Consider the following 26975-nt stretch of genomic DNA (forward strand, 5'->3'; position numbering starts at 1 on the left):
TGGCGTTCACCGCTGCGCCGCCCGCCGGGTGTGGAGCACGCCGTCGGCCCAAACATACGGCGAGCGGCCCCAGTTCATGGCGGACGCCGCGTCGGGGAAGAAGCCGCCGCCGGGCTCGTTGGCACTCGTATTGCAGAGCACCGGTATCCCGGTGCGCTCGGCGAAGGCACGCAGGACGGACGCCGCGAGCGGTGAGTCGTGATCGTTCACGGTCTGCAGCCGGGCCGTGCCGTCGACATGGACGACGGCCGGTATGCGGTCCAGCCATTCGGGCCGGACCCGGTGGTCGAACACCATGTAGGGGTCGGCGCCGCCGGGATCGAAGATCCGTGCGGAGTCCTCCGCACGGCAGATGGGCGCGACCGGACGGTAACTCTCCCGGCCCTTCATGCGGTTGAGGACCGCCGACATCCCGGCCTCGACCGGCGACGCCAGGATGCTGCGGTGGCCGAGCGCACGCGGTCCGAGTTCGGCCCGGCCGCCGAGCACCACGACGGGAGAGCCGCTGGTGGCCAGCAGCGCGCCCAACTCCTCGACGGAGCACGGCGTACTCCGCCATCCGGCCGGCGCCGCCCCCGCTGCGAGGGCCGGGCCCGAGTAGACGCTCCACCGCAACCCGTCGAAGCGCCCCTCGCTCAGGAGATACGCGCACGCCGTACCGATCGCGGACCCGCTGTCGTTCGGAAAGGGCGGCACCCATACGGTGTCGAACAGCCCGCTGTCCCGGATCGCGCTGTTCCACTTGATGTTGAGCGCGCTGCCACCGGCGAAGCACAGGGTGTCGACGGGCGTTTCCGCCGCTTCCACCGCCCTGGCCAGACCTTCGACCAGCAGCCGGGCGACGGCTTCCTGGAAGCTGGCGAGAATGTCGGCCCCCGCCAGCCGCAGCCGCGCGGCGAAGGGCTCGGTCAGGCCGTGGAGCACCCCGGGCGCGTCCCAGCGCCCGTCGAGTGCGGCGATCACCCGCTTCAGCTCGCGGACGAGCGGCTCGCTCACCTGCCCGAGGCCGGCATAGGCCATCACCTTGCCCGGCATGGTCAGGTGGAAGTCGTGGCGGCGCTGCCGGTCCCAGGCCGGATCGGGCAGGAAGGGCGGGACGTTGCAGCTGAAGCCGGAGTAGACGCTGCCCGGAATGCCGAAAAGGGGGCCCATGTGGCCGACGCTCCGGCGGTCCGGGTCGACGGCGTACAGCTCGGGAAAGACCCCGCCGTCCCAGACGAGAACCCACGAGGGTCCGCCCCGCGCCGCGGCGGGGCTGGTGAGGTAGGCGGCCGCCAGATGCGATTCGACGTGCCGGAAGCTGGAGTAGCCGTACGACCGGCCGCCGAGCGGCAGCGGCGAGTCGGGCCGGTAGCGGTGGAGGACCGGGGTGTCGTCGTCGGACTGGCGGTACGGCCCGGTACGGATCAGCCGGCCGCCCGCCGACCCGCTGAGCGCCAGGCCCGACGTACGGGCGTCGTGGCCCCACCCGTCCACCACGAACTCGTCCACCTCGTCGGGCGCGCGGCCCAGTTGGGCCAGCAGCTCGACGATCAGGTCCGCGTCGGTGAGGCTCGCGTGCCGGCGGCGATTGCCGTGCTTCTCCACCTCGGTCGCCGCCACGAGCCGCGCGCCGCCGCCCGCCGTGGACTCGATGAGCGCGATCCCGCCGTCGTGGGTGAGCTTGATCCCGCATACGAGGGTCATGGCCGGCTGTTCCCGCCGTCCAGGACCTCCGCGATGGTCGCGACCCGGTGTTCACGGGAACTGGTCCGGGCAGCGGCGATCATGGCGACGCTGAGCAGGTTGGCCGCGGCGTCGGTCTGCGACGGGGACCGCCGGGCGAGGGCGCCGAGTATCTCGTCCAGCCCGCGCTCATGGCCGCCGGCGCCGGGGTACGAGCCGAGTTCGCGCTCGGTGAGGCGCTCGGTCGGCCGTCCGCTGTCGTCGAGTTCGGAGGTGACGACGGTGGCGGGCCGCTCGCCGTCCCAGTGCGCCGAGCAGTCGTGGGCGCTCAGGCGCCAGCGGCCGTTCCACGACGTCCGCTCCCCGCCGGCGCACCACGAACCGCGGTAGCCGAGCACCGAACCGTCCTCGAAGCCCACCGTGGCGGTGACCACGGCGTCGCCGGCCATCCACGACCCGGCGATGGTCGACTCGTGGCAGAAGACCCAGGCGGGGGGCGAGCCGACCAGGCAGCGCGCCTGGTCCATGGTGTGGATGAGCAGATCTTCGAGCAGCGGACTCCCGGCCGTGTCGCGGAATCCGCCGTAGGTCCACGGGACGAAGAAGTCGCAGGACAGGTGCACCGGGCCCGGCAGTGCGGCGGCGAATTCCGCCAGCGGGCCGAAGGTCGGCTCGTGCCGCCGGTTCTGCATGACACTGACACTGCGGCCGGCCGCCCGGGCGGCGTCGATGACCCGCTGTCCGTCCGCGGGTTCCACGACCAGGGGCTTCTCGGTGATGACATCGAGGCCGGCGCTCAGCCCGTCCAGGATGGTCCGGGCGTGGGCCGGCGGAGGCGTGAGGTTCACCAGCAGCTCCACGCCCTGGCCGGCCAGCGCTTCGAGCGCCTCGCCCAGGTCGGTTGCCGCGACGCCGCCGCCGAACGCCGCCGCCGCGCGGGCCGCCCGATCGCGATCGAGGTCGACGAACCCGGCCACCTCGATGCCGCGGTCCTTGAGCAGCCGGCTCCAGGTCGGCCAGATCGAGCCGCAGCCGACGACGACGGCACGCCGCCCGCTCATGACGCCGCCAGCCGCGCGAGCAGGCCGGCCCGCGCGGCCTTGTCGGCGGCGAGGATTCGGGACCTCGCCGGCGCGTTCTCCGCCGGCCGGCCGGCCGTGGCGCGCTCGTCCAGCAGCGCGGTGAGGGCTTCGCCGAGCGCGGCGCCGCCCCGGGGTACGTCGGCGGCGTGCAGCCACGAGCGCCGGTCGAACTTCTCCATGAGGCCGCCCATCTTGATGAGGTGATATTCGTCCTGGTAGAGCCCCAGAGCGGGCACACAGCTCCCCAGCGCGAAGACCAGCGGGTGGTAGCGGGTGCTCAGCACGACCCGGCACGCCGCGGTGGTCCGCATCACCGCGACGGGATCCTCCCAGGGGGCGTGCCGCAGCGGAACGCTGAGCCGGCCGGCCAGTTCGTCGCCCGCCGCCGCGTCGCTCCACCGGCCGCCGGGGCCGCGGAAGTGCGGGATGAAGAGGATCTCGCCGCCGATCGCCTCCGCGAGGCGGTCGAGCGCCCGCGCCACCGTGCCGGTGTCGTAGGGCCGCTCGGCCAGGGGTGATCGGTGCAGGGTGACGCCGATCAGGGCCCGCGCGCCGGCGCCCGGCGGCGCGGTGAGGCGCAGCGCGTCGTCGGCCATCGGTGTGGCGGCCACGCCCAGTTCGGCGGCCAGCGCGGCGGAGGCGTCGTCGCGGGTGCCGACCATCACGGCGCCGGCCAGCGCCCGGGCGACCTCGTCCCGGTCCGCCTCGCCCCACAGGGGCCCGATGGTCTGCGCGCTGAAGGCGTAGGGCCTGCCGAGGACCCGGGCCAGCGCGGCGACGGTGATCCGCTCGTAGAGCCGGTTAGGGAAGGCGCTGCACAGATTGCCGGCGCCGCAGAACAGGACCGCGTCGGCCGCGCGGAGCGCCGTGACGAACGGCGGCGGCGCGGCGCCGGACATGTCGCTCATGGCCGCCGCGGGTCCGAACGCCCCGATCACGGCACGGTAGTGGGCGATCGACGCGGCGGTGTCGGAGTCGTCACCGAAGTCCAGGCACGGCACGGCGTCGACGCCGTGGATGCGCCGGGTCCACTCCGGCGACGAGGAGGCCACCACGAGTTCCGTGCCCGGCGCGGCCGTCCGCAGCCAGCCGATCGTCCCGGCCAGCATCGCCTCGTCGCCGACATGCCAGCGGTCGCCGTCACCGAGACCCCCCGCGTCGGCGATGAGCAGCAGCCTGTCAATGCCCATCCGGAGCCGCCGCGGAGTCCAGGACCTCTTCCACCAGCGCGAGTACGGCGGCGGCGTCGCGGAGGGTCGGGGCCGGGATCGGTGCGGAATCGGGCTCGGCGAACGCCCGCAACGCGGGCGTGAAGCCGAGCAGCGTACCGGTGAGATTGCGGTCGACGGGAATGGTGAAATTCGGTCGCCACACCTCCTCCGGACCGTCGTTCCGCCGGAAGGTCAGCTCCGTGGCGTTGCGGGCGAGCAGTGAGGAGCCGAGTCCGAACACCTCGACCGTCTCGTTGTCGTGCCACCAGGGGCCGGTCGTGCACAGCTGAAGGGCGAGCGGCGTCCCCTGCTGACCGGTCCCGTGCACGAGGACGACATGCTGGCCGGCCGACCGCCGGGTCAGGATGTTCTCGATCCGGATGTCCCCCAGCAGATAGCGCGCCAGGTCGAAAGCGTGCACGGCGTTCTCGGTGAGCCAGTCGCCCAGTTCCCTGCCGCCACCGAACGGGCCCATCGCCCAGCGGACGGTGACCAGCGACAGCGGCCCCATGTCCCGGTGGTCGCGTGTCTCGAAAAGGCGCAGATACGCCGGTGCGTAGCGTTTCATGTAGCCGACGTGCACGCGGCAGCCGCGCTCGTCGGCGAGCTCGGCCAGCTGCCCGGCCTGGGCGCTCGACACGGCGGCGGGCTTCTCGACGTAGCAGGGCTTTCCGGAGGCGATGACCGCGCTCATGACCCGCGCCGACTGGTCCGGGGGCACGGCCACCACCACCGCGTCGATCTCCGGCGAGCGAACGAGCTCCTCGACGTCGGCGAACACCCGCGCTCCGTAAGGCGCGGCGGCGGCCCGCGCCGATGGGACCGTTCTCGCCGCGACCGCGCCCGGCCGCAGTCCCGCCGCGACCGCGGCGGGCAGCAGCACCTCCCGGACGTGCGTCCCCGCGCCTATGAAGCCCACCGTGCGGATCATGAGGGGTCCCTGCCGTCCTTGTCGTCCTTGCCGTCCGGGGCGCTCCGAAGGGCGGAGCCCGCCACCGCGTTGGAATAGCCGCCCATGGCGTAGCTGAGCGTCACCTGTCGTGATTCCGCGATCCGGTGCCCCGAACCGATGACATCGACGCACCACGCCCGGTCCTCGCACAGTCCGGATTCCATCTCGTGGTCCGTGTAGGCGGTGCGGAAGGGGTGCTCCCGGTGGAATCCGGCGCGGACCATGAGTTCGCTGGTGTCGACCAGCAGGAAGCGCTCGCCGTTCCTGCCGCGGATACGGTCCCGCATGACATTCGATCCGGGCCGGAAGACATCCGAACCGGCGAGGTCCGCGTAGTTGCGTGCCGAGGCCGCCCGGTCCGCCATCCACGGATTGAGACCGGCGGGCACGAACGGCCGGCCCTCCGGATCGAAGAGCCGCCGCCAGCTGTGCGCGGCGACCGCCTCGGCGTCGGCCTCCAGTACGGCGGTCAGCGAGGCCAGATGGCCGGGCTCGAAGGCGTTGTCGTCGTCCAGGTGCGCGATGAACCGACCGCGCGCGGTCGCGATGCCGCGGTTGCGGACGCGCGCCGTACGGGCGGGGCGGTAGGCCGGACCGTCCGCCCGCGGGGGAAGGTTGCCGATCCGGGCGGCCGGGAATTCGCGGGCCAGCGCCTCCCGTATCCCGCCGCGGCCGAGATCGGGGCAGTCGTCGCCCAGGACGATGTGCTCCACCCGGGGCAGCGTCTGGCGCCGCACGGATTCCATCGCCCGGCGCAGGGAGTCGAGCCTGCCCCGGGTGGGAGTGATCACGGAGACGAGGATCTCCGGCTCCGGACCGTCGTCGCTCTCCCGGTGCGCGGGGCCGGTCATGATCCACCCAGGGCCGAGGTGAGAGCGGCACGGATGTCCGCCGCCAGTGGCAGCTCCGACCGCTGAGCGGCGCGCAGCAGGGCCAGGGTGAAGCTGCGGCGGCTGGGATCGTCGGTCCTGGTCGCGGCGAGCGCGTCCGTGTCGATGGTGTGCGGGAGCGTCGCGCAGCGTTCGAGGGACCCGGCGAGATACAGCTCGACCATCGTGCGCCGGCACTTCTCGCAGACCCCGCAGTTGTACGCGCCGCCGCGGTTCTCCCAGCACACCCGCAGGGTGTCGAGGACGACCCCGGATCCGCTGATCTCCGCGACCTTCGCCGGGCGGGGGGTGTCGGCGCCGTGGACGCGGATCAGCATCCGCTCGGTGCTCCACAGCGGGTCGGTTCGCGGGTGGGTCCCGTAGGGGAAGTCGTCCGGCGCGGCGTGGGTGGAGGGGATGACCAGTTCGTCGTACTCCCCGGTGAGCAGCAGGGCGACGGCGGCGAGCCCGGAGCCCACGTAATGGTCGCCCCACAGCAGCCAGGTGTCCGAGAAGGCCCGCAGATCGGTCCGCAGGTGCAGCAGCGGGAGGCCCAGCCGCTCGGCGGCCGAGCCGAGGGCGGCGAGCACGTGCTGGTGGTCGGGCTCCTCGGACCGGCCGAGAGCCAGGTCGAAGCCCGATACGAACAGCAGGGCGTCGAGCCGCTCGCGTTCGGCGAGCACCGTGTGGAAGGAGTCGACGCCGCCGGAGAAGAGCGCGATCGTGCCCCGGCCCCGCGGGCCGGCGGTCCGTGGACACCCGGCCCGTGCGCCGGCCCGGGTCGTCACGGCCGCCGGGCGGAATCCGGTGAACCAGGACGCGTAGGTCTCCCGCAACTCCGGCAGGCTGCCGCGCAGTCGGTCCGACCGCACCTCCGGCAGGGCGAGATCGAGGCCTTGGGCCATCGCGGGAAGCAGCGTCAGGGGCAGCAGGAAGTCGTCGTCCGCGCGCCGGTCGAGGAACGCCCCCGCGAAGCCCACTTCCCACGCACCGGCCGGAGAACGCAAGGAGACCCGCACCCCCGAGTCCTCGGTGTCCTCCGCGCCGGCCGCCAGGAAGCCGCGCCCGGCACCGGCCTCAGAGCCGGTCATATGAGCTTTCCCACCCAGGTCGACGGCGTCAGCGCGGAGTTGATCTCGATGTCGATGTCGTAGCTGAACTCGCTGGGGCCCTGCTCGGCGATCCACTGGATCATGGTCTCCAGGCCGTCCCGCAGCGAGGTCGACGTCTTGTAACCGAGCAGCCGGCGGGCCTTGTCGGCGCTGCAGGTCGCGACCTCCACCTCCAGCGGCCGGGACGGGACGAAGACTGGGTCCAGGCCGAAGTCGAGCAGGCCGGCGATCTCCTCGGCCAGCCGGAGAATCGACACCGCGCCCTCGTCGGGGCCGATGTTGATCGTCTCGCCGGCCGCCTCGGGGGAAGTGCCCATCCGCTCCAGGCAGAACAGCACGTCCTGCACGAAGCTGAAGCAGCGCAGATTCGAACCGTCGCCGTAGATGACCGGCTGGAGGCCGCGCAGCATCCGGTTGATCATGATGGACGCGACATTGCGGTAGGGGTCGTCGTAGCGCTGACGCGGACCGATGATGTTGTGCGGTACGGCGATCGTGTATTCGCCGCCGTGCGTTTCGAAGAGATTCCGGACGATGAGTTCGGAGGCGTGCTTCGCCAGACCGTAGGGATTGACCGGCGCGGGCGGCATGTCCTCGGTGAACGGAGCGGGGAGCGCGCCGTAGCGCGCCATCGAGGAGCAGTGGATGAAGCGCCGGACGCCCGAGGCGACCGAGGCGCTGGCGACCTCGACGGTGGCCTGGGCCGTGTTGCGGTAGACGAACGCGGGCGAGAAGACGCTCAGCCCGTCGTACGCGGCCGAGGCGCAGTGGTAGACGAGGTCCGAGCCGGCCAGCAGCGGGAGATAACCGCTCCGGTCCAGGCAGTCGACGACCTCGAACCGGACGTCCTCCGGCACGTTCGCCGCGCGCCCGCCGCGGAGGTTGTCGATCCCGCAGACCTCCCACCCGATGTCGCGGAAGCGCTCGGCGACATGGCTGCCCAGGAAACCCGCGATCCCGGTTACGAATACCTTGGCCAAGGCGTGCTCCCTTTTCGCTCGGATGGCGGCGTCCACAGGTCGACGGTCTTGAGCAGCAGCCGCGGCAGGTCGTGGTGCGAGCGGACATGGGCCGCGCCGACCCGGGAGCGCCGCAGGGTCTCCGCGGGGTCGGTGAGCGCGCGCCGGATCCCGTCGGCCAGGGCGGTGGAATCCCCTTGCGGCACCAGCGTTCCGGCGGCTCCGTCCAGCAGCGCCTCGGCGTTGCCCGCGACATCGGAGGCGACGACGGGCAGGCCGACGGCCATCGCTTCGAGCAGCGCGAAGGGCATGCCCTCCGCCCGGCTGGGGAGGACGAACAGATCGTGCTCCGCGAGGTGTTCGGCGATCCGGTCGCTCCACGGCCGGAGGAAGACGCGCGACCGCAGTCCCAGCTCCTGGACGAGCCGGTCGAGCCGGTCGTGCTCGGGACCCTCGCCGAAGAGGTTCACCGTGCCCACCATCGAGGCCGGCAGCGCGGAAACCGCCTCGATGAGCAGATGAAGGGCCTTTTCCGGAGCGAGCCGTGCGGCGGTCATCAGCCGCGCGCCGGCGTGGTCCGAGCGCGGCAGGGCCGGCCGGTCCGGCATCGGGAGCCGGGCCGTGTCCACCCCGTTGGGGATGACGCAGTTCCGCACGCCGTCCAGGCCCACCACCCGCCGCATGGTGGCGCGATTGCCCTCGCTGACGAAAATCACCGCCCGCGCGGCCAGATAGGACGCCCGCATCCGCTCCCGGGCATCCGCGTCGAGGACCAGGGCCTCATGCACCTGCTGCTCCGTCACGATCAACGGCAGACCGCGCGCCACCGCGACCTCGCGGAGTCCGAGGCAGGACCACGGCGAACCGCACGTCACATGCACCCCGTCCGGGCTCAGCTCGTCGAGCACCCGCGTCGAGTCGGCGCGGATCTCCGCCGCGCTGTGCCGGCGGTGGTACTGCTTGGCGAATCTGACATCGAGCCCCCGGCGTGCCGCGTCCTCGCGCAGCGCGCTGGTCGTGCTCTCCTCCAGCAGCAGTACGACGCTGTGCCCGCCGCGCCGCAGGGCGTCGGCCAGGGCGAGCACATAACCGTCCACGCCGCCCCGCGTGGTCACGTCGGTCGCGAGCAGCAGCCTCATCCGCCGGACCGCCTGCCGGGCGGCGCCGAGACGACCTCGGACAGGCCGCCCGCGATAACCGACGACACGAACAGCGCGCCGAGCGCGTAACGGCGCGCACCCGGGGCCTGCGCGGGACCCGGACCGACATTGCGCCGCCACTCCTTGGCCAGCGCGCGGAGGAATGTGCCGCGCCGGTATTCCGAGCGCCCCTGCCACCAGGCCCGTCGGAGCAGATAGGCGAGCCGCACCCGATCCGTACTGATGTGGTGCGTGGCCCGTACGTCGGTGAGGACCGATTCGCTCGCCCCCGCCGCGCGCAGTTCCCCGAGGAACGACGTGTCGTCCCCGGACTGCAGGGCCCGGCCGCGGCGGCCGAGTTCCTCGCGGAAGCGGATACCGCGTGCGTTGGCGAAGCGCGCGTCGACGGCCATACAGGCGCCCCAGGGCCTGGCCTGATCGGCGCGGTGGTGGACGCCGAGATAGTGATACTGGCCACCGCTCAGCCACCAGCCCCCGCGCGAGGCGCCGAATTCGGGAACGAGCAGCACACCGACGATTCCGCTTCCGGCCGTCCGGGCGGCCCGCATGGCCTCGACGGTTTCCGCGGCAAAGGTGACGTCATCGTCCACATAGACGAGTGTGCTGTTGGCGCATTCGGCCAGGGCGCGGTTGCGGCTGTAGGACAGGCCCTTGTTGGCGGGGTTCTGGAGCAGGCGGACCTTCGGCGACAGCAATGCGTCCGGAAGGGCGTCCCGGAGTGCGTCCGGTGGGAGGTCGAGGACGACGATCAATTCGTCCTGACTGCCGATGGACCGGGCGACGGATGCGGCGTTGTGCAGATTCTCCGGCCGATTGGTGCATATCGCGAACGAAAGTCCGCCACCGTAGACGCGGAGTAATTCCGCTTTCCGTTCCGAAGAGGCTGAGACTAATTCCACCGTTCCCCCTCGATACACCGTGACGTATGTCACGCGGTGGCATCCGCGGGGGTGAGTGTATCGAGTACCGAGGTGAAGATGCGAGAGGGCGGCGTCCCGTTGTTCCATGATGATCGCTGATTGGGCGGGAGTGGGGACCGCTGCGCTGATCTGTGCGGGCGCCGCGGCGCGTCGTCCATCGATGGGGGATCCGTACGACCGGGGCCCGGGCCTCCGCCGTGATCCATGCGCCGCGTGCGGCTGGCCGCCCGGCAGACCGTCAGCCGGAGTGGCTGTCCAACTGGTGCTGGAAGACCCGCAGATTCATGGTCGCCAGGTCCAGGAAAGGGCTGGCGACGGCGAGTTCGGCGGCGCGGCGGCTGAGATCGCCGAAGACGTGTTCCACCTCGACCGGGTGGCCTTTGATCATGTCCCGGTAGAAAGACGGGGCATAGGGGGAATGCGACTGGGTGAGGGTGCCCTCGTATCGGCCGCGTTCGGATTCCGCGACGGGAAATCCGGCGGCGGCGGCGATATCGGCCGCCTCGGTGAGGACGTCCCGGGCCCACGCGGTGCCGCCGGGGACGGCGGCGACATCGCCGATGGTGCCGCGCATCAGACAGGTGATCGCGCCCGCGCCGGCGATGAAGACCCATTTGCTCCACATCGCGGCCAGAATGGCGTCCGTCGCCTTGGCGTCGAATCCCGCGTCGGCGAGAAACGCGCGGGCCCGCTCGGTACGGGGTGTGACAGCGCCCTCCTGATCGCCGATGGTCAGCGAGGCGTCGGGGGACAGCACGAGAATGTCGCCGGGACCGCGGACGGAGGTGGCCACCAGGGCGACTCCGCCGAGCACCGTGTCCCTGCCGAATCGGGAATTGAGCCGGTCGAGGTGGTCCATTCCGTTCAGAATCGGAATGATCGAGGTGTCCGGACCGACCGCGGGGGCGATGTCCTCCATCGCCTGGTCCAGTGCCGTCGCCTTGACGGTGAGCAGGATGAGGTCGTAGGAGCCGTCGATCTCGGCCGCCGTCGTCAATCGCGGAGTGATCCGGTCGTCCATTCCGGGGCCGCTGATCCGCAGCCCGTGTTCCCGGAGCACGGCGACCCGCTCAGGCCGTACGAGAAAGGTGACGTCCCGGCCGGCCCGGGCGAGTTTGACGCCGAAGAAACCGCCCGTGGCACCGGCGCCTACGATCAGAAGCCTCATCGGGATCTCCCTGGGCTGTGCCGCGCCCGGTGGAGGCCCATCGCGCGACGGCCCCGACGGAATGCGTACGGCTCGACGGCCCCATGCTCACGCCCACCGGGCCGCACCGCAAACGCTGGCGGCGCGGCGGGGCACTCCGCCGCACCGCCCCATCGCCACACCGGCTGCCCCCGTGTCCTCAGCCGCACCGGTACCGGAACGTCGTGGACGCCGACCGCTGCTGCGGCCCCAGTACCTCAAGGGTGGCGGTCGCCGTCAGCGAGCCCGGCCCGTCGAAGCTCCAGAGCAGTGGCACATCGGTGCTGCGGTGTCCCTTCGCCACGCGCTGTCGCAGCTCGTCGGACACCGTGCCGTCGCTGCGCCGCCAGCGGTAGCGGACGGTCCCGGCGCCGCCGCTGGTCCGCAGGGTCCCGATGATCCGCGCGGTGCTGTGGCAGCCCTGGACGGCGCCGCCGGCGCGTACCGAGACCCCGTCCACCCGCACCGACGCGGGAAAGCGCTGCCAGGCCAGGAACGCCAGCACCGCGAGCAGCACCACGAGCGGAAGCAGCCATCCGCGCAGCACCCGGCGGCGCCGCTTGCCCGCGCCCGCCGGGAGCACCGGTTCGCCCGGCCGTACGGTGCCGTGCCAGACGGCCGCGGTCTGCGCGGTGCCGGCGGAGGGGTCCGGGTCGGGCACGCCGGGACCGAACCGGCGCAGGCCGCCGGTGGGAGGCCCTTGAGTGGGAGGCGCTTGAGTGGGAGGCCCGCCGCTGGGAGGCGCGGGGGCGGCGCCGGCCGCGCCGAGCCGGAAGGTGGCCTCGTCCGGCGGCGCGGGGTCGTCGGACCGGCCGGAGAACCGCAGGCGGGGGTCATCGTGGTTCGGCATGGGTGTGTCTTCCCTGGTGGCGGGCGAAAGGGCGGGGATCAGGTGATGACGGGGCCGCAGTACGGGACCACCTTGAAGACGGTCCCGGAATCCGCGACCGGATCCGTGGAGGCGGCCAGCCCCCAGTCCTCGGTGCGGTCCTCGGGGCCGAAGTCGTGCGCGTAGGTGCCCGAGAACGATGTCTGGCCCTTGGCGAGATCCACCGTGCCGGTCTGCACCGTCGTGGCGGTCTGCGGGGTCCGGCCGCCGTGGTACCAGGTGAGATAGAGCGTGCCGGCCGCGGCGCCGTCCGACCGCACGGTGACCGTCGCCAGGGTCGTGTAGCCGTCGATCGGGCTGCACCCGTAGCTGGGGATGGCCACCGAGATCACGTGCAGCTTCGGCGGCGGGGGCGGCGGGGCGGTGGTCGGCGGTGCCACGGGCGACTTCGACGGGGGAGCGGTGGTGGTCGGGGCCGCGGTGGGACCGCCGCCGCCGGTCGTCCCTCCGGCCGTCCCGCCGCCGGTCCCGCCTCCGGCCGTGCCGCCTGTGCTTCCGCCGCCGCCGGTGCTGCCTCGGCTGCCGCCCGTGGTCCCGCCGGCCGGGCCCCCTGTCGTGCCTCCGGCCCCGGTGCCGCCCGTACCGCCGCCCGTACCGCCGATCGTTCCGCCGGTCGTTCCGCCGGCCGGCGTGGCGGCCGGGGCGCCGGTCGTCGCCGGGCCGCCGGTCGACGCGCTCGCCGAGGCCGAGGCGGAGACGGACGCGGAGGCCGAGGCGGACGACGACGGTGAACCGCCGGTCGACGGCGCGGTCGTGACCACGACGGGCGTCCCGGAGACCAGCGAGGTCAGCGCCGAGGGCGTCGCCGTGAGGGCGTCCGCCGCCGGTCCCTTGCCGCCGGACGCCACCGCCGTCACCGCCAGCCCGGAGGCGATCAGTACGCCGACCACGGCGCCCACCAGCAGCTTGCCGCGTCCGGCGAGGCGCGCCTTGTGGGCCGGACCGTGGGCGAGCCCGGCTCCGGCCGCCGCACCGGCCGCCGCACCCACGACCCCGCCCACCGCCCCGCCGGCCGATCCGCCGGACCCGAGTTCGGTGTGCGCCAGCGCCGTCGTGCCCGCCGCGCCGCCGGCGCCCCCGGACGGCAGCAGCAGCGGCAGCAGGGCGACGAGGGCGGCGAGTTTGCGCTGCCCCCGCTCCTCCCAGTCCTCCCCGTACGCGGCCGAGGCGACGGCCTCCAGCTCGACGACGAACTCGGCCGCGCTCTGCGGCCGTTCCGGCGGGGTCTTGGCCAGGCCGCGCCGGATCAGCGGGCGGACCGGCTCCGGCACCCGCTCGTTGGGGATGGGCGCCTCGGCGTGCTGCACGGCCAGCTCGAACAGGGTCGAACCGGCGTACGGCCTGCTGCCGGTGAGGCACTCGTAGAAGGTGGCGGTGGCCGCGTAGACGTCGGTGGCCGCGGTGGCCGGGGCGCCGGACCACTGCTCAGGGGCCATGTACGCGGGCGTGCCCGCCACGCCCGCGCGCTCGCCGCTGCGCACCGCGATGCCGAAGTCCACCAGCTTGGAGCCGCCGTCGGTGGCGACCAGGACGTTCCCCGGCTTGTAGTCGCGGTGCACGACGCCCGAGGCGTGTGCGGCGGCCAGGCCCAGCAGGGACCCCTTGAGGACGGCCAGGGCGGGCTCGGGGTCGGTCGCGCCCTCCTGGCGCAGCAGGGTGTGCAGCGCGATGCCGTCGACCAGCTCCATCACGATCGCCGCGTCCGGGCCGTCCTCGACGTACTCGAAGAACCGCGCGATGTACGGCGAGTCGAGGTCGCCGAGCAGCAGCGCCTCGTCCCGGAACGCCTCCCTGAAGTGGGCATCCTCGCCGAACTGGGCGGCCAGGTATTTGACGGCCACCGGGGTGCCCGTCGCGTCGTGCCGCGCCAGCACCACCAACCCGGAGGCGCCCGCGCCCAGTTCGCGTTCGTGCGTGTAGCCGGGCACCCGCCACTGCCCGGCGCCGTCCGGCAGGCCCCCGTTCGGCGCGCCCACCTCCGGCCCGCCGCCGTACCCGGATCTGCCGGACCCGCCGTTGTCGTCCATCGTCTGCCGTCCCCCTCACGGACCCCCCGACGGCCCTCCTCCTCCCGCCCGTACGTCTGTCCGTAAATCCGTACGGGTGGGGAGCCGTCGCCGCGCACGCGCGCGTCGCAGGTCTCGACGCCGGATCAGGCCGCTCGGGTTCCACGCAAGTGGCCGGAATCGAACCGTGACCCGCCGCCGGCCGTGCGCTCGGCGAGCAGGACCGGGCCCCGGCGGAAGCCGGCGTTCCCCGCCCGGCGGGTCCGGCGGCGCGCGGCCGGCCCGGCGCGCGGGCCCGGCGTGTCCAGATCGGGACGTGTCCCTTTTTGGACACGGCGGGCCCGCCGGGCGGAAACGCCCAGCTCGCAGGGGTGCTCGCCGCGTAACGGGACCGCCGCCCCGGCGAAACCCGCTGGTCGCGAGGGGACGGCATCAGGTACTTATCTGGAGCGGCAAGATGCAGGTGGCACTCACCTGACGGGAATTGCCGCAGCACCGCGAGGTGCGCCCGGACGCGGCTCCCCCGAGTCGCCGCGCTCGGGTTCCGCCGATGGCAGCAACCGGCACGCTCGCCCGGTTTCCCGGGGGGGAGCCATCCGGCGGAGGGTGGGGATCGGCACGGCCCGCTGGTCCCCACCACCCCCAACGCCCCAACGCCCCCAACCGCTCGGCGGATTCACCCAGCTCCACCCAGCGGCGGCGCCGACCGTCCGGCGTCAGGCCGTCTTTCCCCGTGACCGGGTGAAGTCGGGGTCCTGGGCGAGTTTGAAGCCGGCTTCGAAGCGGCTGCTGGCGCCGAGCCGTTCCATCAGCTTGGTGACGGCGCGCTGGACCGTACGGCGGCTGACGCCCATCTTCCGGGCGATCTGGTCGTCGCTGAGCCCACCGGCCAGCAGCCGGATGACCACCCGCTCCTGCGGGGTCAGCTCGGTGTCGCCGGTGGCGGACGGCGCGGACGGCTCGTAGGGGACCGCGCGCAGCCAGAGGTCCTCGAACACCGCGATCTGCGCCTGGATCAGCGCCGAGCCGCGGACGACGACGATCAGGCTGGCGCCGCCGGGCACCAGCGGATCACCGCGGAAACAGGCCACCTGCCCGTCGTAGATGATCATGTCGTACGGCGCGTGGTCGATCAGCCGGACCTCGACGCCCAGCTCCGACAGCTCGCGCAGATGGCGGTTGAACGCGGATATCTGGACGGCCGACTGCGGATAGAGGGTGCGGTTGCGCACCCCCCGGCGGATCATCTCCTCGTCCTGCCGCGCCGACGCGTTCAGCACCTCGACGGGGGCCACCGGGCCGGGGTGCACCGAGTCGGAGGTGTGCCGGACCGTGCTGTCCAGTTCGCGCAGCAGCCGCGCCTTCTTGCGCGGCTCGCTGTAGTACTCCACCTCCACCAGGGACGCCTCGCGGGCGACCGCCGGGCGGTAGACGGTGAGCAGCGAGTCGGTGAGTTCCTGGAGGCCGGCCGCGGTGCGCACCTGGGCGGCGGCCGTCGCGTGATAGGCGTCCATCGTCCGGCTCAGCGCGGTGTCCGGGTCGACCGGTTCGAGGACGTCGCCCTCGAACCGGATCAGGCCCAGCCGCTGCAGCCGCCGCCGGCCGCGCTCGGCCTGATCCGGGTCCAGACCCGCCGCTTTGCACAGCTCGGCTTCCGAGGCGGCGGTGCCGCGGGCCCGCAGCGCCTGGTAGAGCGCCAGTGCAGGTATTTCGTCGTCGTCCTGCATCGGACGGCCCCTCCGGACAACCGCTCAGTAATCACTCAAGGAATCGCTCGGGCAATCAACGCGATCAGCGGTTCAGAGGTCGAACTCCGCGGGGTTCAGGCCCACCGCGAAGCACGCCTCGCGCACCACTGCCTGCTCGGACTTGTCGAAGACGCCGTCCGCGCCGCCGATGACGATACCGATCTGGATCACGGCCCGCGCTTCGGTGGGCTTCTTCTTGGCCTTGGCGATCTCCTGGAGGATCGCCACCTTGCCGAAGTCGAAGTCGGCGGTGAGCTTGTTCAGGTAGTCGTCGAAGCGGCGCTGGAGGTCCAGGGCCGGGAAGTTCTGCAGGACGTCGTTGCTGCCGATCAAGGTGGCGACACGCTGCCGCTCGGCGGGGTCGACGGTGCCGTCGGCGGCGGCCACCAGCGCGCACATGGCCATGCTGGCGTCACGGAAGGCGCCGCTCTTGAGGTCGTTCTTCTTGGCGGTGAGCTGGGTCTGCATGCCTTGGGCGGATTCCTTGAAGCGGTCCCACAGGGCCATGGCTGGTCTCTCCTCGACGGGGTTCGATTGCGCTTTGAGAACTCTCGGCGAGCGTAAAGGAGTTCCCAAGCGGGTGTCTCATCCCCGCTTCGCCCGGCGTGTGGCGGCCGCCGGAGGTGGTAGGCGCCGTTCGCTCTGAGCGAACACCGGCCCTTGCCGGTCGCGGGGCGGCGCGGTCGTCCTCACAGCCGGGCGGCCGCCCTCACAGCCGGGGGAAGCGGGCCAGCAGCTCCCAGACCACCGGGTTGCCGTCCAGCCCCTCGTGCATGTCGGTGAGGTCGGCGGTCAGGTCGTGCAGGAAGTCGCGGGCCTCGCGGCGCAGCTCGCCGTGGTGCAGGGTCAGCGGTATCGCGTTGGCCGGCTGCCAGTCGGCGGTCACGTCCACATGCCCGAAGCGGCGCACGAAGCGGAGCCGGTCGGTGGACTCGGTGAAGTCGAACTCGGCGTGCTGCGGGCGCGCGGCCCTGCTGCCCCGCGGGTCCTGGTCCAGCCGCTCGACGATGTCGCACAGCGCCCACGCGAAGTCCAGCACCGGCACCCATCCCCAGGCTGTGGACAGCTCCCGCTCGCCCTCGGCCAGGAACACGTCCCCGCAGAAGAGGTCGTGCCGCAGTGCCTTGACGTCGGCGCGCCGGTAGTCGGTCTGCGGCGGGTCGGGGAAGCGGCGGGACAGGGCGTATCCGAGGTCGATCACCCCGGTGATGCTGCCAGACGCCGCCGCCGGGCCGCGCCGGGAGGCGGACGGCCCCCGCTCCGGAACTGCTCGGAGCGGGGGCCGTCCGGCCGCGGAGGCCTCAGAGGGTGACGCCGAAGTCGGTGGCGATGCCGACCAGGCCGGAGGCGTAGCCCTGGCCGACCGCGCGGAACTTCCACTCGGCGCCGTTGCGGTACAGCTCGCCGAAGACCATGGCGGTCTCCACGGCGGCGTCCTCGCTCAGGTCGTAGCGGGCGATCTCGGCGCCGCCGGCCTGGTTGATGATGCGGATGTACGCGTTGCGGACCTGGCCGAAGTTCTGGCTGCGGGTCTCGGCGTCGTAGATGGAGACCGGGAAGACGATCTTGTCGACGTCGGCCGGCAGGGCCGCGAGGTTGACGTTGATCTGCTCGTCGTCGCCCTCGCCCTCACCGGTGCGGTTGTCGCCGGTGTGCACGATGGTCTGGTCGGGGCTCTGCTTGTTGTTGAAGAAGACGAAGTGGCCGTCCGAGTAGACCTTCCCGGTGGTGTTGACGGCGATGGCGCTCGCGTCGAGGTCGAAGTCCGTGCCGGTGGTCGTCCGGACGTCCCAGCCGAGGCCGACCGTCACGGCCGTCAGACCGGGCGCCTCTTTGGTGAGCGAGACGTTGCCGCCCTTGGACAGGCTTACCGCCATGGGAAGTCCCCTTTTGTGGTCGTAGATGTTGCCGACGAAAGTACCGTCATTCGTCAGAACGCGGACCGGGGATGCCCTGGTTCCCCGGCGGGCGGGATCAGGGCCGTCCGGGCGGCGAAATCCCCGTGACGCGGCGGCGCGGAAGCGGGATCATGGAGGTATGTCCGGTCCCTTGCTCATCCGCGGTTCGGTCTCCGTGCCGGAGGCCGAGCTGGAGTGGCGTTTCTCCAGGTCGTCCGGCCCCGGTGGACAGCATGTGAACACCAGTGACAGTCAGGTGGAGTTGCGCTTCGACCTGGCGGCGAGCGAGTCGCTGCCGCTGGTGTGGAAGGAGCGCGCCCTGGAGCGGCTGGCCGGCCGGCTGACCGCCGACGGCGTGCTGACCGTGAAGGCCTCCGAGCACCGCTCCCAGTGGCGCAACCGCGAGGCCGCCGTGACACGGATGACCGCGATCCTGGCCCAGGCCACCGCCCCGCCCCCGAAGGCCCGCCGCCCGACGAAGATCCCCCGCGGCATCAATGAGCGGCGGCTGCGGGTGAAGAAGCAGCGCGGCCAGACGAAGAAGGGCCGCAGCGGCGAGGGCTGGGACTAGCGCGTCCGGGCGTGGGACTGGCGCGTCCGGGCGTGGGACTGGCCGTCCGGCCGGCACGTCAGCTCAGATGGCGGTATCGGCCCCGGAAATACGTCAGCGGGCCGCCCTCCGCGCTCGGGGTGCGGGCCGCGAGCACCCGGCCGATGACCAGTGTGTGGTCGCCGGCCACGACGCGCTGGTCGGTCTCGCACTCGAGTATCGCCAGCGCGCCCCCCAGGATCGGCGCGTCGGTCTGCTCGCCCCGGTAGTAGGCGATGTCCTCGAAGAGCAGCCGGTCGCTGATCCGGCCGCGCATCGCGAATCGGCCGGCGATGTGCCGCTGGCTCTCACTGAGCACCGACACCGCCCAGCGCGGCTGGCGTTCGAGCAGTTCGTCCATCCGTGCGCCGACGCGTACGCTCACCAGCACCAGGGGCGGTTCGAGGGACACCGACATGAAGGCGGTGGCGGTCATGCCGACATCCTCGCCGCGCGGCCCGTCCTCCGGGTCGTGCGCGGTGACGAGGACCACGCCCGCGGCGAGGCGGGTCATGGCGGCGCGGAAGTCATCGGTGGTGACGGTCTGACCCATGGTGGTCCCAGGATGCCGTTCCGGCGGAGTTCGAAGCACGCTCTTCACGGTACGGGTCGGTACGGAAGGCGGGTATCGGGCTTCGGTCCCATTTCGTACGCCGTCCGGACCTAGGACCGGCCCGGGTCCGGCCCGGGTCCGGCCCGGGTCCGGCCCGGGTCCGGCCCGTGCGCCGGGAGCCGCCGGGGCGCTGAGACCACGGTTCTACACTCTGTGCCCAACTGACTACGGGAAGGTGTGACTTGAGTCACAAGCGGCAAGAATCGTTGACCCTGTGTACCGAACGGACAGCTCGCTGTGATTCAGTTGCGGTGTAATTGGAAGACTGTGAATTACACCGTGCACAGCCGCGATGACGGGGATCGGAACCGCACCACCTAGGAGTCGCTGTCGAAGGCGTGGGGAGGGGCATGGACACCGAGTCGGAGCCGTATGTCCGTCTCGCGACCTTGCGTCAGCTGCATCAGGTCGTGGCGGATCTCAACACCGCGCGCAGTCTCGCCGACACCTTGCAGGCCGTGGCCGACGGGATCGTGCGCGGGCTGGGCTATGAGCTGGCCGCGGTCAATCTGGTCCGGCCGGACGGCGATCTCGTGGTGGCCGCCTTCGCCGGCAGCGCGGCCGGCGAGGCGCTGCTGCTCGGGCGCGCGGGCTCGCGTACGTCGTGGGACCGGCGGCTGACCATGGGCGAGCGCTGGGGGTCGCTGCGGTTCATCCCGCACACCGAGGGCTGGGTGCTGATCGACGACGACGTGCCGCAGTGGCACACCGAGGGCCCGCTGCCGCGGTTCCCGGACGAGTGGCACCCCGGCGACCGGCTCTACGCCCCCATGCACTCCTCGCAGTCCGTCGGCAGTGAGCTGATCGGCGTCATCTCGGTGGACCGGCCGGTCAGCGGGCGCCACCCGGGGCCCTGGGGCTGCGAGGCGCTCCAGATGTACGCCTTCCAGGCCGGCATCGCGATCAGCAACGCCCGGCTGCGGGCGAACATGCAGCGGGCGCTCGTCCGGCTGGAGCGCGACCAGCAGGCGCTGCGCGCCTCCGAGGAGAGTTTCCGGCAGGCCTTCGAGTACGCGCCCAGCGGCATGGCCATAGCGGAGATGGGCGGCGACCAGCACGGCAAGCTGCTGCGGGCCAACGACGCGCTGTGCCGGCTGCTGGGGCGCTCCGCCTCCACCATGCGGCGGTTCTCCTTCTCGGACCTGGTGTATCCCGAGGATGTCGGCCTGCTGCTGCGGACCTCGGCGGAGGGCGGGCGGGCCGAGCTGCGGCTGGCCCGGCGGGACGGCACCTATGTGTGGGTCAGCCTGCGCAACTCGGTGGTGGCCGACACCACCGACGGACCGCGCTTCCTGCTCACCCACGTCGAGGACATCGAGGAGCGCAAGAGCCGCGAACTGCAACTCGCGCACCGGGCCAGCCACGACTCGCTGACCGGCCTGCCCAACAGCGCCGAGCTGCGCTCCCGGCTGTCCTCCCGGCTGTGCGCCCGCCCGCAGGAGCGGGACGCCCACGACACCGCGGACGTGCTGGAGCGGACCGAGGACGTGGACGACTTCGCCTTCAGCTACGGCTACGGGCCCGACGAACTGGCCGCGCCGCTGGGCACCCTGGACTCCCACACGCACACGGTGCCGCCGGACGAGACGGACGAGGACGGCGGCAGCAAGGGGCTCGCGGTCCTCTTCTGCGACCTGGACGGCTTCAAGTCCATCAACGACCGCTTCGGTCACCACACGGGCGACGCCGTGCTCATCGAGGTGGCCCGCCGTCTGACCGCGGTCGTCCGGGACGGCGACACGGTGGCCCGGCTCGGCGGTGACGAGTTCGTCGTGCTCGCCGACCACCTGGCCCCGGCCGACGCCGCCGACCTCGCGGTCCGGCTGCGCAACGCGATCATCCCGCCGATACGCGTCGACGGCCGCGCGGTCCGGGTGGGCGCGAGCTTCGGCATCGGCTGGGCCGGCTGCGGCATGACGGCCGAGGAAGTCCTGCACAGCGCCGACCAGCGGATGTACATCGAGAAGCGCAGCAGATCCGCCTCGACCCGGAACAACCACCGCCGGGCCGGCTGACGGGCCTCCCGGCCCCCGGCGCCGCACCCCGCGGGCGGCCGGGGGAGGATCGCGGCATGGCACAGGACGAGGACAAGGCGCGGCGGGCCGCGGCGGTAGCCGGATGCGGGCGGGTGCTGAGCGGGCGCGGGCGGCCCGGGATCAGGGAGGCGATGGCCCGGCTGACGGCCGCGGCGGCGGACTTCGCCGAGCCGGAGCAGCCGGCCGACTTCTACGGGGACGGTCTCGTCGAAGAGCTGGAGCGGCGGGTGGCGGAGCTGCTCGGCACCGAGGACGCCGCGTTCTTCCCGACCGGGACGATGGCCCAGCAGGCCGCGCTGCGGTCGTGGGCCGGCCGTACCGGGAGCGATGTGGTCGCCCTGCATCCGCTCGCGCACCCGGAGGTGCACGAGCGGGGCGCGCTGCGGGTGGTCAGCGGGCTGCGCACGGTGTATCCGACCCGCGCGGCCCGCATACCCGCCGCCGAGGAGATACGGGACTTCGAGGAGCCCTTCGGCACCCTGATGCTCGAACTCCCGCTGCGCGACGCCGGCTTCGTCCTGCCCAGCTGGGACGAGCTGACCGCGACCGTCGCCGCGGCCCGGGAGCGGGACGCCGTGGTGCACTTCGACGGCGCCCGGCTGTGGGAGTGCGCACCGCACTTCGGCCGCCCGCTGGCCGAGATCGCCGCCCTCGCCGACAGCGTCTATGTGAGCTTCTACAAGTCGCTGGAGGGCATCTCCGGCGCCGCGCTCGGCGCGCCCGCCGAGCTGATCGCCGAAGCCAAGGCCTGGCGGCACCGGTACGGGGGCCTGCTCTTCCAGCAGTTCCCCGCCGCTCTGTCCGCGCTGGCCGGACTGCGGGACGAACTGCCCCGGCTGCCCTCGTACGTGGCCCACGCGGGGCCGGTGGCCCGCGCCCTGCGCGAAGGGTTCGCCGACGGCGGTCTGGCCTGGCCCCGCGTCCACCCGGCGGAGCCGCACACCCACCAGTTCCAGCTGTGGCTGCCGTATCCGGCGGACGCGCTCAACGAGGCGTCGCTGCGGCAGGCCGAGCAGGACCGGGTCAGCCTCTTCGGCCGCGGGCTGTTCCGCGAGCCGGGGCTGCCGGGCCTGTCGATGATCGAGATGACCGTCGCGGCGGACGCGCTGGAGTGGACCGAGCGGGACGTCAGGGACGCGGCGGCGTCCTTCGCCCGCCACCTGGCGCCGGCCGCGTAGGCGGCCACCCCTCGGGCGCGGTCCGGGGTCAGACCCGCAGCAGCAGCTTGCCGGTGCTCGTGCGCGACTCCAGCAGCCGGTGCGCCCCGGCCGCGTCCGCCAGCGCGAACTCGGCGCTCACCGGCAGCTCGACCCCGCCCTCGGTGACGGTGTGGAAGGCCCGCTCGGCGAGCTCGCGCAGCCGCTGCGGGTCGGTCGCGGCCAGGGTGAGGATGGAGAAGCCGGCCACCGAGACGCCCAGCGGATAGGTGTCGCCGGGGCCGATCCGCCAGGGCTCCTCGACGCTGGAGTTGCCGAAGGAGACCAGCCGGCCGAACCGGCCGACGACCGACAGGGTGCGGCGGAAGCTCTCGCCGCCCACCGGGTCCAGCGCGATGTCCACACCGCGCCCGTCGGTGACCCGCAGGACGTCCAGGTCGAAGGTGTCGGCCAGGAACACCTGGTCGTAGCCGGACTTGAGCGCGTGCTCGGCCTTGTCGAGCGAGGACACCACTCCGTAGACGGCGGACGCGCCGCCCATCCGGGCGAGTTGGCCCGCCACCGTGCCGACCCCGCCGGCCGCGCCGCGCACCAGGACGGTGTCGCACTCGCGCAGCCGGGCCACCTCGTGCAGCAGCGCGTAGGCGGTGGGCAGCACGCTGGGCAGGGTCGCGCCGGTCCGCAGCGACAGGCCGCCGGGGATCGCGAAGACGGAACTGGCCGGGGCGAGAGCCACTTCGGCGTAACCGCCGCCGTTGATGAAGGCGGCGACCTCCTGACCCGGCGTGAAGTCGCCGACGTCCGCGCCGACCGCGCGTATCAGCCCGGAGACCTCCAGGCCGGGGCGGAAGGGCAGGGACTCGACCCGGTAGCCGTCCGCGCGGGCCTTGATGTCGGCGAAGTTCACCCCCGCGTAGGCGACTTCGATGGTGACCTCGCCGGGACCCGGCTCCGGCTCCGGCACCTCGACGGCCTTGAGTACCTCGGGACCGCCGAGCTCTTCGAAGACGATGGCGCGCATATGGTGCTCCCCGTGGCTGTTCTGTTCAATGAAAAACTAAGTTCAATGGAAACCGAACACTCAGGACTGTATGGTTCTGATCGAACGGTCCGCAACAGGTAATCGCACGCAAGTACTTGCAAGCGCTTGCGTTCTTCCCGGGAGGACGTTTTCTGATGGCTCCGCCGCCCCGCGCCCACCGGTCACCCCCCGAGCACACCCACCCCGACGACGTACCCCTGCTGACCGCGCTGTCCGCGCTCGCCGATCCGGTACGGCTCAAACTGGTCCGTGATCTGGCCGCGTCGGCCGAATGGGAGCGCTCCTGCGGCTCCTTCGACGTCCCGGTCGGCAAGGCGGCCCTCAGCCACCACTTCGCCGCGCTGCGCGCCGCCGGGCTGGTCGAGCAGCGGGACATCGGGCCCAAGCGCTTCAACCGGCTGCGGCAGGCGGAGTTCGGGGCCCGCTTCCCGGGACTGCTGGAACTGGTGCTGTGCGAGCGGCTGCCGGTCGCCGCCGAGGCGACCTCCTAGCGCTCGCGGGGGAGTGGTCCGCGCGGCGGCTCAGAGCGAGCCGCCGCCGGCCCTGATCAGCCCCGACTCGTAGGCCAGCACCACCGCCTGCACCCGGTCGCGCAGATTCAGCTTGGTGAGGATGCGGCCCACATGCGTCTTCACGGTGGCCTCCGACAGCACCAGCTTGCGGGCGATCTCACCGTTCGACAGGCCCTGCGCGACCAGCAGCAGCACCTCGCGCTCCCGGTCGGTGAGCCGGTCGAGCTCCTGGTGCCGGTTCTCGGTGCCGGAGCTGGGCAGCATCGGCGTGAAGCGGTCCAGCAGCCGCCGGGTGGTGGACGGCGCGACCACCGCGTCCCCGCTGTGCACCGCCCGGATCGCGGTCAGCAGCTCGTCCGGCGGCACGTCCTTGAGCATGAAGCCGCTGGCGCCCGCCTTGAGCGCGGAGAAGGCGTACTCGTCCAGGTCGAAGGTGGTCAGGATCAGCACCCGGGGGTCGCCCTCGTCGGGCGTGCGGTCGCCGCCGCAGATCCGGCGGGTGGCCTCCACCCCGTCCATCCGCGGCATCCGGACGTCCATCAGCACCACGTCCACCCGGGTGGAGCGCAGCACCTCGATCGCCTGCGCGCCGTCGCCCGCCTCGGCCACGACCTCCATGTCCGGCTGGGCGTTCAGCACCATCCGGAAGCCGGTGCGCAGCAGTGCCTGGTCGTCGACGAGCATGACGCGGATGGCCATCTTCTTCGGGGGCCCTTCTGACGGGGTGGGAAATGATCAAAGGGGTGCGCGGCCTCGGCCGGGGTCACCTGCTGGCCTTCAGCGGCAGCATGGCGCTGATCCGGAAGCCGCCGCCCGGCCGGGGCCCGGCGTCCAGGGTGCCGCCGACCATGCCGATGCGTTCGCGCATGCCGATCAGCCCCTGGCCGAGGCCGTCCCGGCCGCCCTGCTCGTACAGCTCGTGCCGGGCGCCCCGGCCGTCGTCCTCGATCAGCAGGTCCAGCGCGGAGTCGCCGAAGCCCAGCAGGACGCTGGCGCTGGCCCCGTCGCCGCCGTGCTTGCGGACGTTCGTCAGGGCCTCCTGCACGATGCGGTACGCGGTCAGCTCGACCCCGCTGGACAGCGGGCGGGCGTCCCCCGCCACCTCGAACCGTACCGGCAGGCCGGCGCCGCGCACCTGGTCTATCAGGTCGGCCAGCTGCTCCACGCCGGGCTGCGGTACGTATTCGCCGCCCGCGTCGTCCCCGGCCCGCAGCAGGCCGAGCAGCCGGCGCATCTCGGCCAGTGCCTGGCGGCCGGTGGTGGAGATGGTGGCCAGCGCCTGCTTGGCCTGGTCCGGGGCGGCGTCCAGTACATAGGCGGCGCCGTCCGCCTGGACCACCATCACCGAGACGTTGTGCGCCACGACATCGTGCAGCTCCCGGGCGATCCGTGCCCGCTCGGCGGCGACCGCGGCCCTGGACTGCGCCTCACGCTCCCGGTGCAGCCGCGCGTTGCGCTCCTCCAGCTCGGCGTAGTACGCCCGCCGGGTGCGCAGGCGGTCGCCGACCACCCAGGACAGCGCGAAGATCACGGTGAGGAAGAAGGTCTGGATGAGCCAGGTCCAGGCGGTGGACTCCCGGTCGTGCGACGGCCAGCGCAGCGTGGACAGCGGCGCGGCGGCCAGCCCGGCGACCAGCGCGAGGCGCGAGGACCAGCGGGTGCCGTTCGAGGCGCAGGTGTAGATGATCACCACGAAGGCGGCGTCGCCGGGATTCGTGTGCACGTCCAGCGCCAGCTGGATCAGCCCCGTCCCGATCGCCAGCAGCAGCATCCGCTCCGGCACGCGCCGCCGCAGCGCGACGACCGCGGCCAGCGCGAGCGACAGCGGCACGGCCGCGGCGGGGCCGGCCGCCGGTGCGAATTGGCGCTCCGCGACGACCCACACGGCGCACACGCCGAGCAGGACGACGGCCCAGAAGCTGTCGACCCACGTCGGGTGCCGTCGGAAGAAGTCGTAGATGCGCTGCACACAGCCCAGCGTAGGGAGCGGACCGGGCCCGGGGGTCAGCCGCCAGGGCGATCCCCGCTACTCCCTTGGGTGGACCTTTGGGGGGTCGGTTCCCCCTCGGGGCCCTCGGGGTCGGTGGCCGGGTGCGGGTGCGTTGTGGCTTGTCGCGCAGTTCCCCGCGCCCCTTTGGGGCGGTTCCGTTGCCGCGGGGCGCTAGGGACCCGGCGGCCTGTACGGTGCGGCGGGGGTGCCGTCGAGCGCGAGGTGCGCCCCCATGGGGGCGCGGGGAACTGCGCGACCAGCCACGCACGGGCCGGTGGCCGGCGATGGTGGGATCCCGCTGCGTGAGCGCCGCAAATGGGGGCGCGGGAACTGCGCGACGAGCCGCCCGCGGACCCCCCCGGGGGGACCCCGCGAGGTGCGGGTGGGCGGGGTCACCCCTTACGGTCGGGCCCAGCGGCAGCGGCTTCGCGTAGGATTGACGAGAAGGCGGCCCGGGAGGCGTGGTGGTTGTGGAGGAGAAGCCGGCGAGGCTGGCCGTGGGGGTTGTCGGGGTCGGGCGGGTGGGCGCCGCGCTGGCGGCGGCGCTCGGGTTGGCCGGGCATCATGTGGTCGCCGCGTCCGGGGTCTCGGAGACCTCGCGGCGGCGGGCCGAGAATCTGCTGCCCGGGGTCCCGCTGATGGACCCGGCCGGGGTGCTGGCCCGCAGCGACCTCGTCCTGCTCACCGTGCCGGACGACGCGCTGCCCGCACTGGTGAAAGGCCTCGCCGAGACCGGGGCCGTACGTCCGGGCCAGCTCGTGGTGCACACCTCGGGGCGGTACGGAACGGCCGTGCTGGACCCCGCGCTGCGGGCCGGCGGGCTGCCGCTGGCGCTGCACCCGGCGATGACCTTCACCGGCACGGCCGTGGACGTGCAGCGGCTGGTCGGCTGCCCCTTCGGGGTGACCGCGCCGGACGCCCTGCGGATGGCCGCCGAGGCGCTGGTCATCGAGATGAGCGGCGAGCCGGAGTGGATCGAGGAGTCCGCCCGCCCGCTGTACCACGCGGCCCTGGCGATCGGCGCCAACCACCTGGTCACCCTGGTGGCCCAGTCGATGGACCTGTTGCGGGAGGCCGGTGTCGCCGAGCCCGGCCGGATGCTCGGCCCGCTGCTGGGCGCCGCCCTGGACAACGCGCTGCGGTCCGGCGACGCGGCCCTGACCGGCCCGGTCGCCCGCGGCGACGCCAGCACGGTCAGCGCCCATCTGAGAGAGCTCCGGCTCCACGCCCCGGAGGCGGTCGCCTCCTATGTGGCGATGGCCCGGGCCACCGCCGACCGCGCGCTGGCCAACGGCATGCTGAAGGCGGAGTACGCGGAGGCGCTGCTGGGCGCCCTCGCGGACGACGGGACCCGGTGACCGCGTGACCGACCCCGAGAC

General features: G+C 72.8%; 25 protein-coding genes. 5 read left to right on the forward strand and 20 right to left on the reverse strand.

Annotation, left to right across the window (positions count from 1 at the left end):
• Nucleotides 1-6: 6 nt before the first annotated feature.
• The 16 genes from ACFO3J_RS35485 to ACFO3J_RS35560 form a co-directional block, all read right to left on the reverse strand.
• Nucleotides 7-1686, reverse strand: a complete 1680-nt coding sequence (locus tag ACFO3J_RS35485) for a carbamoyltransferase N-terminal domain-containing protein (protein WP_386438862.1) — start codon at nucleotides 1684-1686, stop codon at nucleotides 7-9.
• A complete protein-coding gene (locus tag ACFO3J_RS35490) occupies nucleotides 1683-2726 on the reverse strand; it encodes a Gfo/Idh/MocA family oxidoreductase (RefSeq protein WP_386438865.1) in 1044 nt (347 codons plus the stop codon). Before ACFO3J_RS35490 ends, ACFO3J_RS35485 begins: the two co-directional genes overlap by 4 nt.
• The gene (locus ACFO3J_RS35495) at nucleotides 2723-3937 is read right to left on the reverse strand and encodes a polysaccharide pyruvyl transferase family protein (protein ID WP_386438867.1); all 1215 of its coding nucleotides are present in this window, start codon (nucleotides 3935-3937) and stop codon (nucleotides 2723-2725) included. Before ACFO3J_RS35495 ends, ACFO3J_RS35490 begins: the two co-directional genes overlap by 4 nt.
• Nucleotides 3927-4889 carry a Gfo/Idh/MocA family protein gene (locus tag ACFO3J_RS35500; protein ID WP_386438870.1) on the reverse strand — a complete coding sequence of 321 codons (963 nt, stop codon included), beginning with the start codon at nucleotides 4887-4889 and terminating at the stop codon, nucleotides 3927-3929. The genes ACFO3J_RS35495 and ACFO3J_RS35500 overlap by 11 nt, the downstream gene beginning before the upstream one ends.
• Nucleotides 4886-5761 carry a glycosyltransferase family A protein gene (locus tag ACFO3J_RS35505; RefSeq protein ID WP_386438873.1) on the reverse strand — a complete coding sequence of 292 codons (876 nt, stop codon included), beginning with the start codon at nucleotides 5759-5761 and terminating at the stop codon, nucleotides 4886-4888. Before ACFO3J_RS35505 ends, ACFO3J_RS35500 begins: the two co-directional genes overlap by 4 nt.
• Entirely contained in the window at nucleotides 5758-6870 is a 1113-nt protein-coding gene (locus ACFO3J_RS35510; RefSeq protein ID WP_386438875.1) for a hypothetical protein, read from the reverse strand. Before ACFO3J_RS35510 ends, ACFO3J_RS35505 begins: the two co-directional genes overlap by 4 nt.
• Nucleotides 6867-7871, reverse strand: a complete 1005-nt coding sequence (locus ACFO3J_RS35515; RefSeq protein WP_386438877.1) for an NAD-dependent epimerase/dehydratase family protein — start codon at nucleotides 7869-7871, stop codon at nucleotides 6867-6869. Before ACFO3J_RS35515 ends, ACFO3J_RS35510 begins: the two co-directional genes overlap by 4 nt.
• Nucleotides 7853-8989: a glycosyltransferase family 4 protein gene (locus ACFO3J_RS35520; protein ID WP_386438879.1), complete on the reverse strand. Its 1137-nt coding sequence runs from the start codon at nucleotides 8987-8989 to the stop codon at nucleotides 7853-7855. Before ACFO3J_RS35520 ends, ACFO3J_RS35515 begins: the two co-directional genes overlap by 19 nt.
• Nucleotides 8986-10017 carry a glycosyltransferase family 2 protein gene (locus ACFO3J_RS35525; RefSeq protein ID WP_386438881.1) on the reverse strand — a complete coding sequence of 344 codons (1032 nt, stop codon included), beginning with the start codon at nucleotides 10015-10017 and terminating at the stop codon, nucleotides 8986-8988. Before ACFO3J_RS35525 ends, ACFO3J_RS35520 begins: the two co-directional genes overlap by 4 nt.
• Nucleotides 10018-10168: 151 nt before the next feature.
• On the reverse strand, nucleotides 10169-11098 hold the full coding sequence (locus ACFO3J_RS35530; protein WP_386438883.1) for a 2-dehydropantoate 2-reductase: 930 nt from the start codon (nucleotides 11096-11098) through the stop codon (nucleotides 10169-10171).
• A 178-nt stretch (nucleotides 11099-11276) separates the two neighbouring features.
• Entirely contained in the window at nucleotides 11277-11966 is a 690-nt protein-coding gene (locus ACFO3J_RS35535) for a hypothetical protein (RefSeq protein WP_386438886.1), read from the reverse strand.
• Between the two features lie 38 nt (nucleotides 11967-12004).
• Complete coding sequence (locus ACFO3J_RS35540) at nucleotides 12005-14032, reverse strand: serine/threonine-protein kinase (protein WP_386438889.1); 2028 nt, start codon at nucleotides 14030-14032, stop codon at nucleotides 12005-12007.
• A 695-nt stretch (nucleotides 14033-14727) separates the two neighbouring features.
• The gene (locus ACFO3J_RS35545) at nucleotides 14728-15738 is read right to left on the reverse strand and encodes a helix-turn-helix transcriptional regulator (RefSeq protein WP_386438892.1); all 1011 of its coding nucleotides are present in this window, start codon (nucleotides 15736-15738) and stop codon (nucleotides 14728-14730) included.
• A gap of 72 nt (nucleotides 15739-15810) precedes the next feature.
• The gene (locus ACFO3J_RS35550) at nucleotides 15811-16266 is read right to left on the reverse strand and encodes a tellurite resistance TerB family protein (RefSeq protein WP_386438895.1); all 456 of its coding nucleotides are present in this window, start codon (nucleotides 16264-16266) and stop codon (nucleotides 15811-15813) included.
• Nucleotides 16267-16468: 202 nt separating this feature from the next.
• A complete protein-coding gene (locus ACFO3J_RS35555) occupies nucleotides 16469-16960 on the reverse strand; it encodes a hypothetical protein (protein WP_386438898.1) in 492 nt (163 codons plus the stop codon).
• Nucleotides 16961-17060: 100 nt separating this feature from the next.
• Nucleotides 17061-17636: a TerD family protein gene (locus tag ACFO3J_RS35560; protein WP_386438901.1), complete on the reverse strand. Its 576-nt coding sequence runs from the start codon at nucleotides 17634-17636 to the stop codon at nucleotides 17061-17063.
• 160 nt (nucleotides 17637-17796) lie between these two features.
• Between ACFO3J_RS35560 and arfB the strand changes: the two genes are divergently transcribed.
• A complete protein-coding gene (arfB, locus tag ACFO3J_RS35565; protein ID WP_386438904.1) occupies nucleotides 17797-18228 on the forward strand; it encodes an alternative ribosome rescue aminoacyl-tRNA hydrolase ArfB in 432 nt (143 codons plus the stop codon).
• 58 nt (nucleotides 18229-18286) lie between these two features.
• Here arfB and ACFO3J_RS35570 read toward each other — a convergent pair whose 3' ends face one another.
• Complete coding sequence (locus tag ACFO3J_RS35570; RefSeq protein WP_386439061.1) at nucleotides 18287-18799, reverse strand: flavin reductase family protein; 513 nt, start codon at nucleotides 18797-18799, stop codon at nucleotides 18287-18289.
• A 410-nt stretch (nucleotides 18800-19209) separates the two neighbouring features.
• Between ACFO3J_RS35570 and cdgB the strand changes: the two genes are divergently transcribed.
• Both cdgB and ACFO3J_RS35580 read left to right on the forward strand, forming a co-directional pair.
• Nucleotides 19210-20874, forward strand: coding sequence for a diguanylate cyclase CdgB (gene cdgB / locus ACFO3J_RS35575; protein WP_386438907.1), 1665 nt, complete (start codon nucleotides 19210-19212; stop codon nucleotides 20872-20874).
• Nucleotides 20875-20930: 56 nt separating this feature from the next.
• Entirely contained in the window at nucleotides 20931-22073 is a 1143-nt protein-coding gene (locus ACFO3J_RS35580; RefSeq protein ID WP_386438910.1) for a threonine aldolase family protein, read from the forward strand.
• Nucleotides 22074-22101: 28 nt separating this feature from the next.
• Here ACFO3J_RS35580 and ACFO3J_RS35585 read toward each other — a convergent pair whose 3' ends face one another.
• On the reverse strand, nucleotides 22102-23073 hold the full coding sequence (locus tag ACFO3J_RS35585; protein WP_386438913.1) for a quinone oxidoreductase family protein: 972 nt from the start codon (nucleotides 23071-23073) through the stop codon (nucleotides 22102-22104).
• Between the two features lie 155 nt (nucleotides 23074-23228).
• Between ACFO3J_RS35585 and ACFO3J_RS35590 the strand changes: the two genes are divergently transcribed.
• Nucleotides 23229-23585: an ArsR/SmtB family transcription factor gene (locus ACFO3J_RS35590; protein WP_386438916.1), complete on the forward strand. Its 357-nt coding sequence runs from the start codon at nucleotides 23229-23231 to the stop codon at nucleotides 23583-23585.
• Between the two features lie 30 nt (nucleotides 23586-23615).
• Here ACFO3J_RS35590 and ACFO3J_RS35595 read toward each other — a convergent pair whose 3' ends face one another.
• Together ACFO3J_RS35595 and ACFO3J_RS35600 are read right to left on the reverse strand one after the other, a co-directional pair.
• On the reverse strand, nucleotides 23616-24305 hold the full coding sequence (locus ACFO3J_RS35595; RefSeq protein WP_386438919.1) for a response regulator: 690 nt from the start codon (nucleotides 24303-24305) through the stop codon (nucleotides 23616-23618).
• Nucleotides 24306-24369: 64 nt separating this feature from the next.
• Nucleotides 24370-25575: a sensor histidine kinase gene (locus tag ACFO3J_RS35600; RefSeq protein WP_386438922.1), complete on the reverse strand. Its 1206-nt coding sequence runs from the start codon at nucleotides 25573-25575 to the stop codon at nucleotides 24370-24372.
• A gap of 482 nt (nucleotides 25576-26057) precedes the next feature.
• On the opposite strand from ACFO3J_RS35600, the gene ACFO3J_RS35605 reads away from it, so the two are divergent.
• Nucleotides 26058-26954 (forward strand): Rossmann-like and DUF2520 domain-containing protein, encoded by an 897-nt coding sequence (locus ACFO3J_RS35605; protein WP_386438925.1) that lies wholly within the window; start codon nucleotides 26058-26060, stop codon nucleotides 26952-26954.
• Nucleotides 26955-26975: the final 21 nt, after the last annotated feature.

This window comes from Streptomyces polygonati (assembly GCF_042650325.1).
GTDB lineage: Bacteria > Actinomycetota > Actinomycetes > Streptomycetales > Streptomycetaceae > Actinacidiphila > Actinacidiphila polygonati.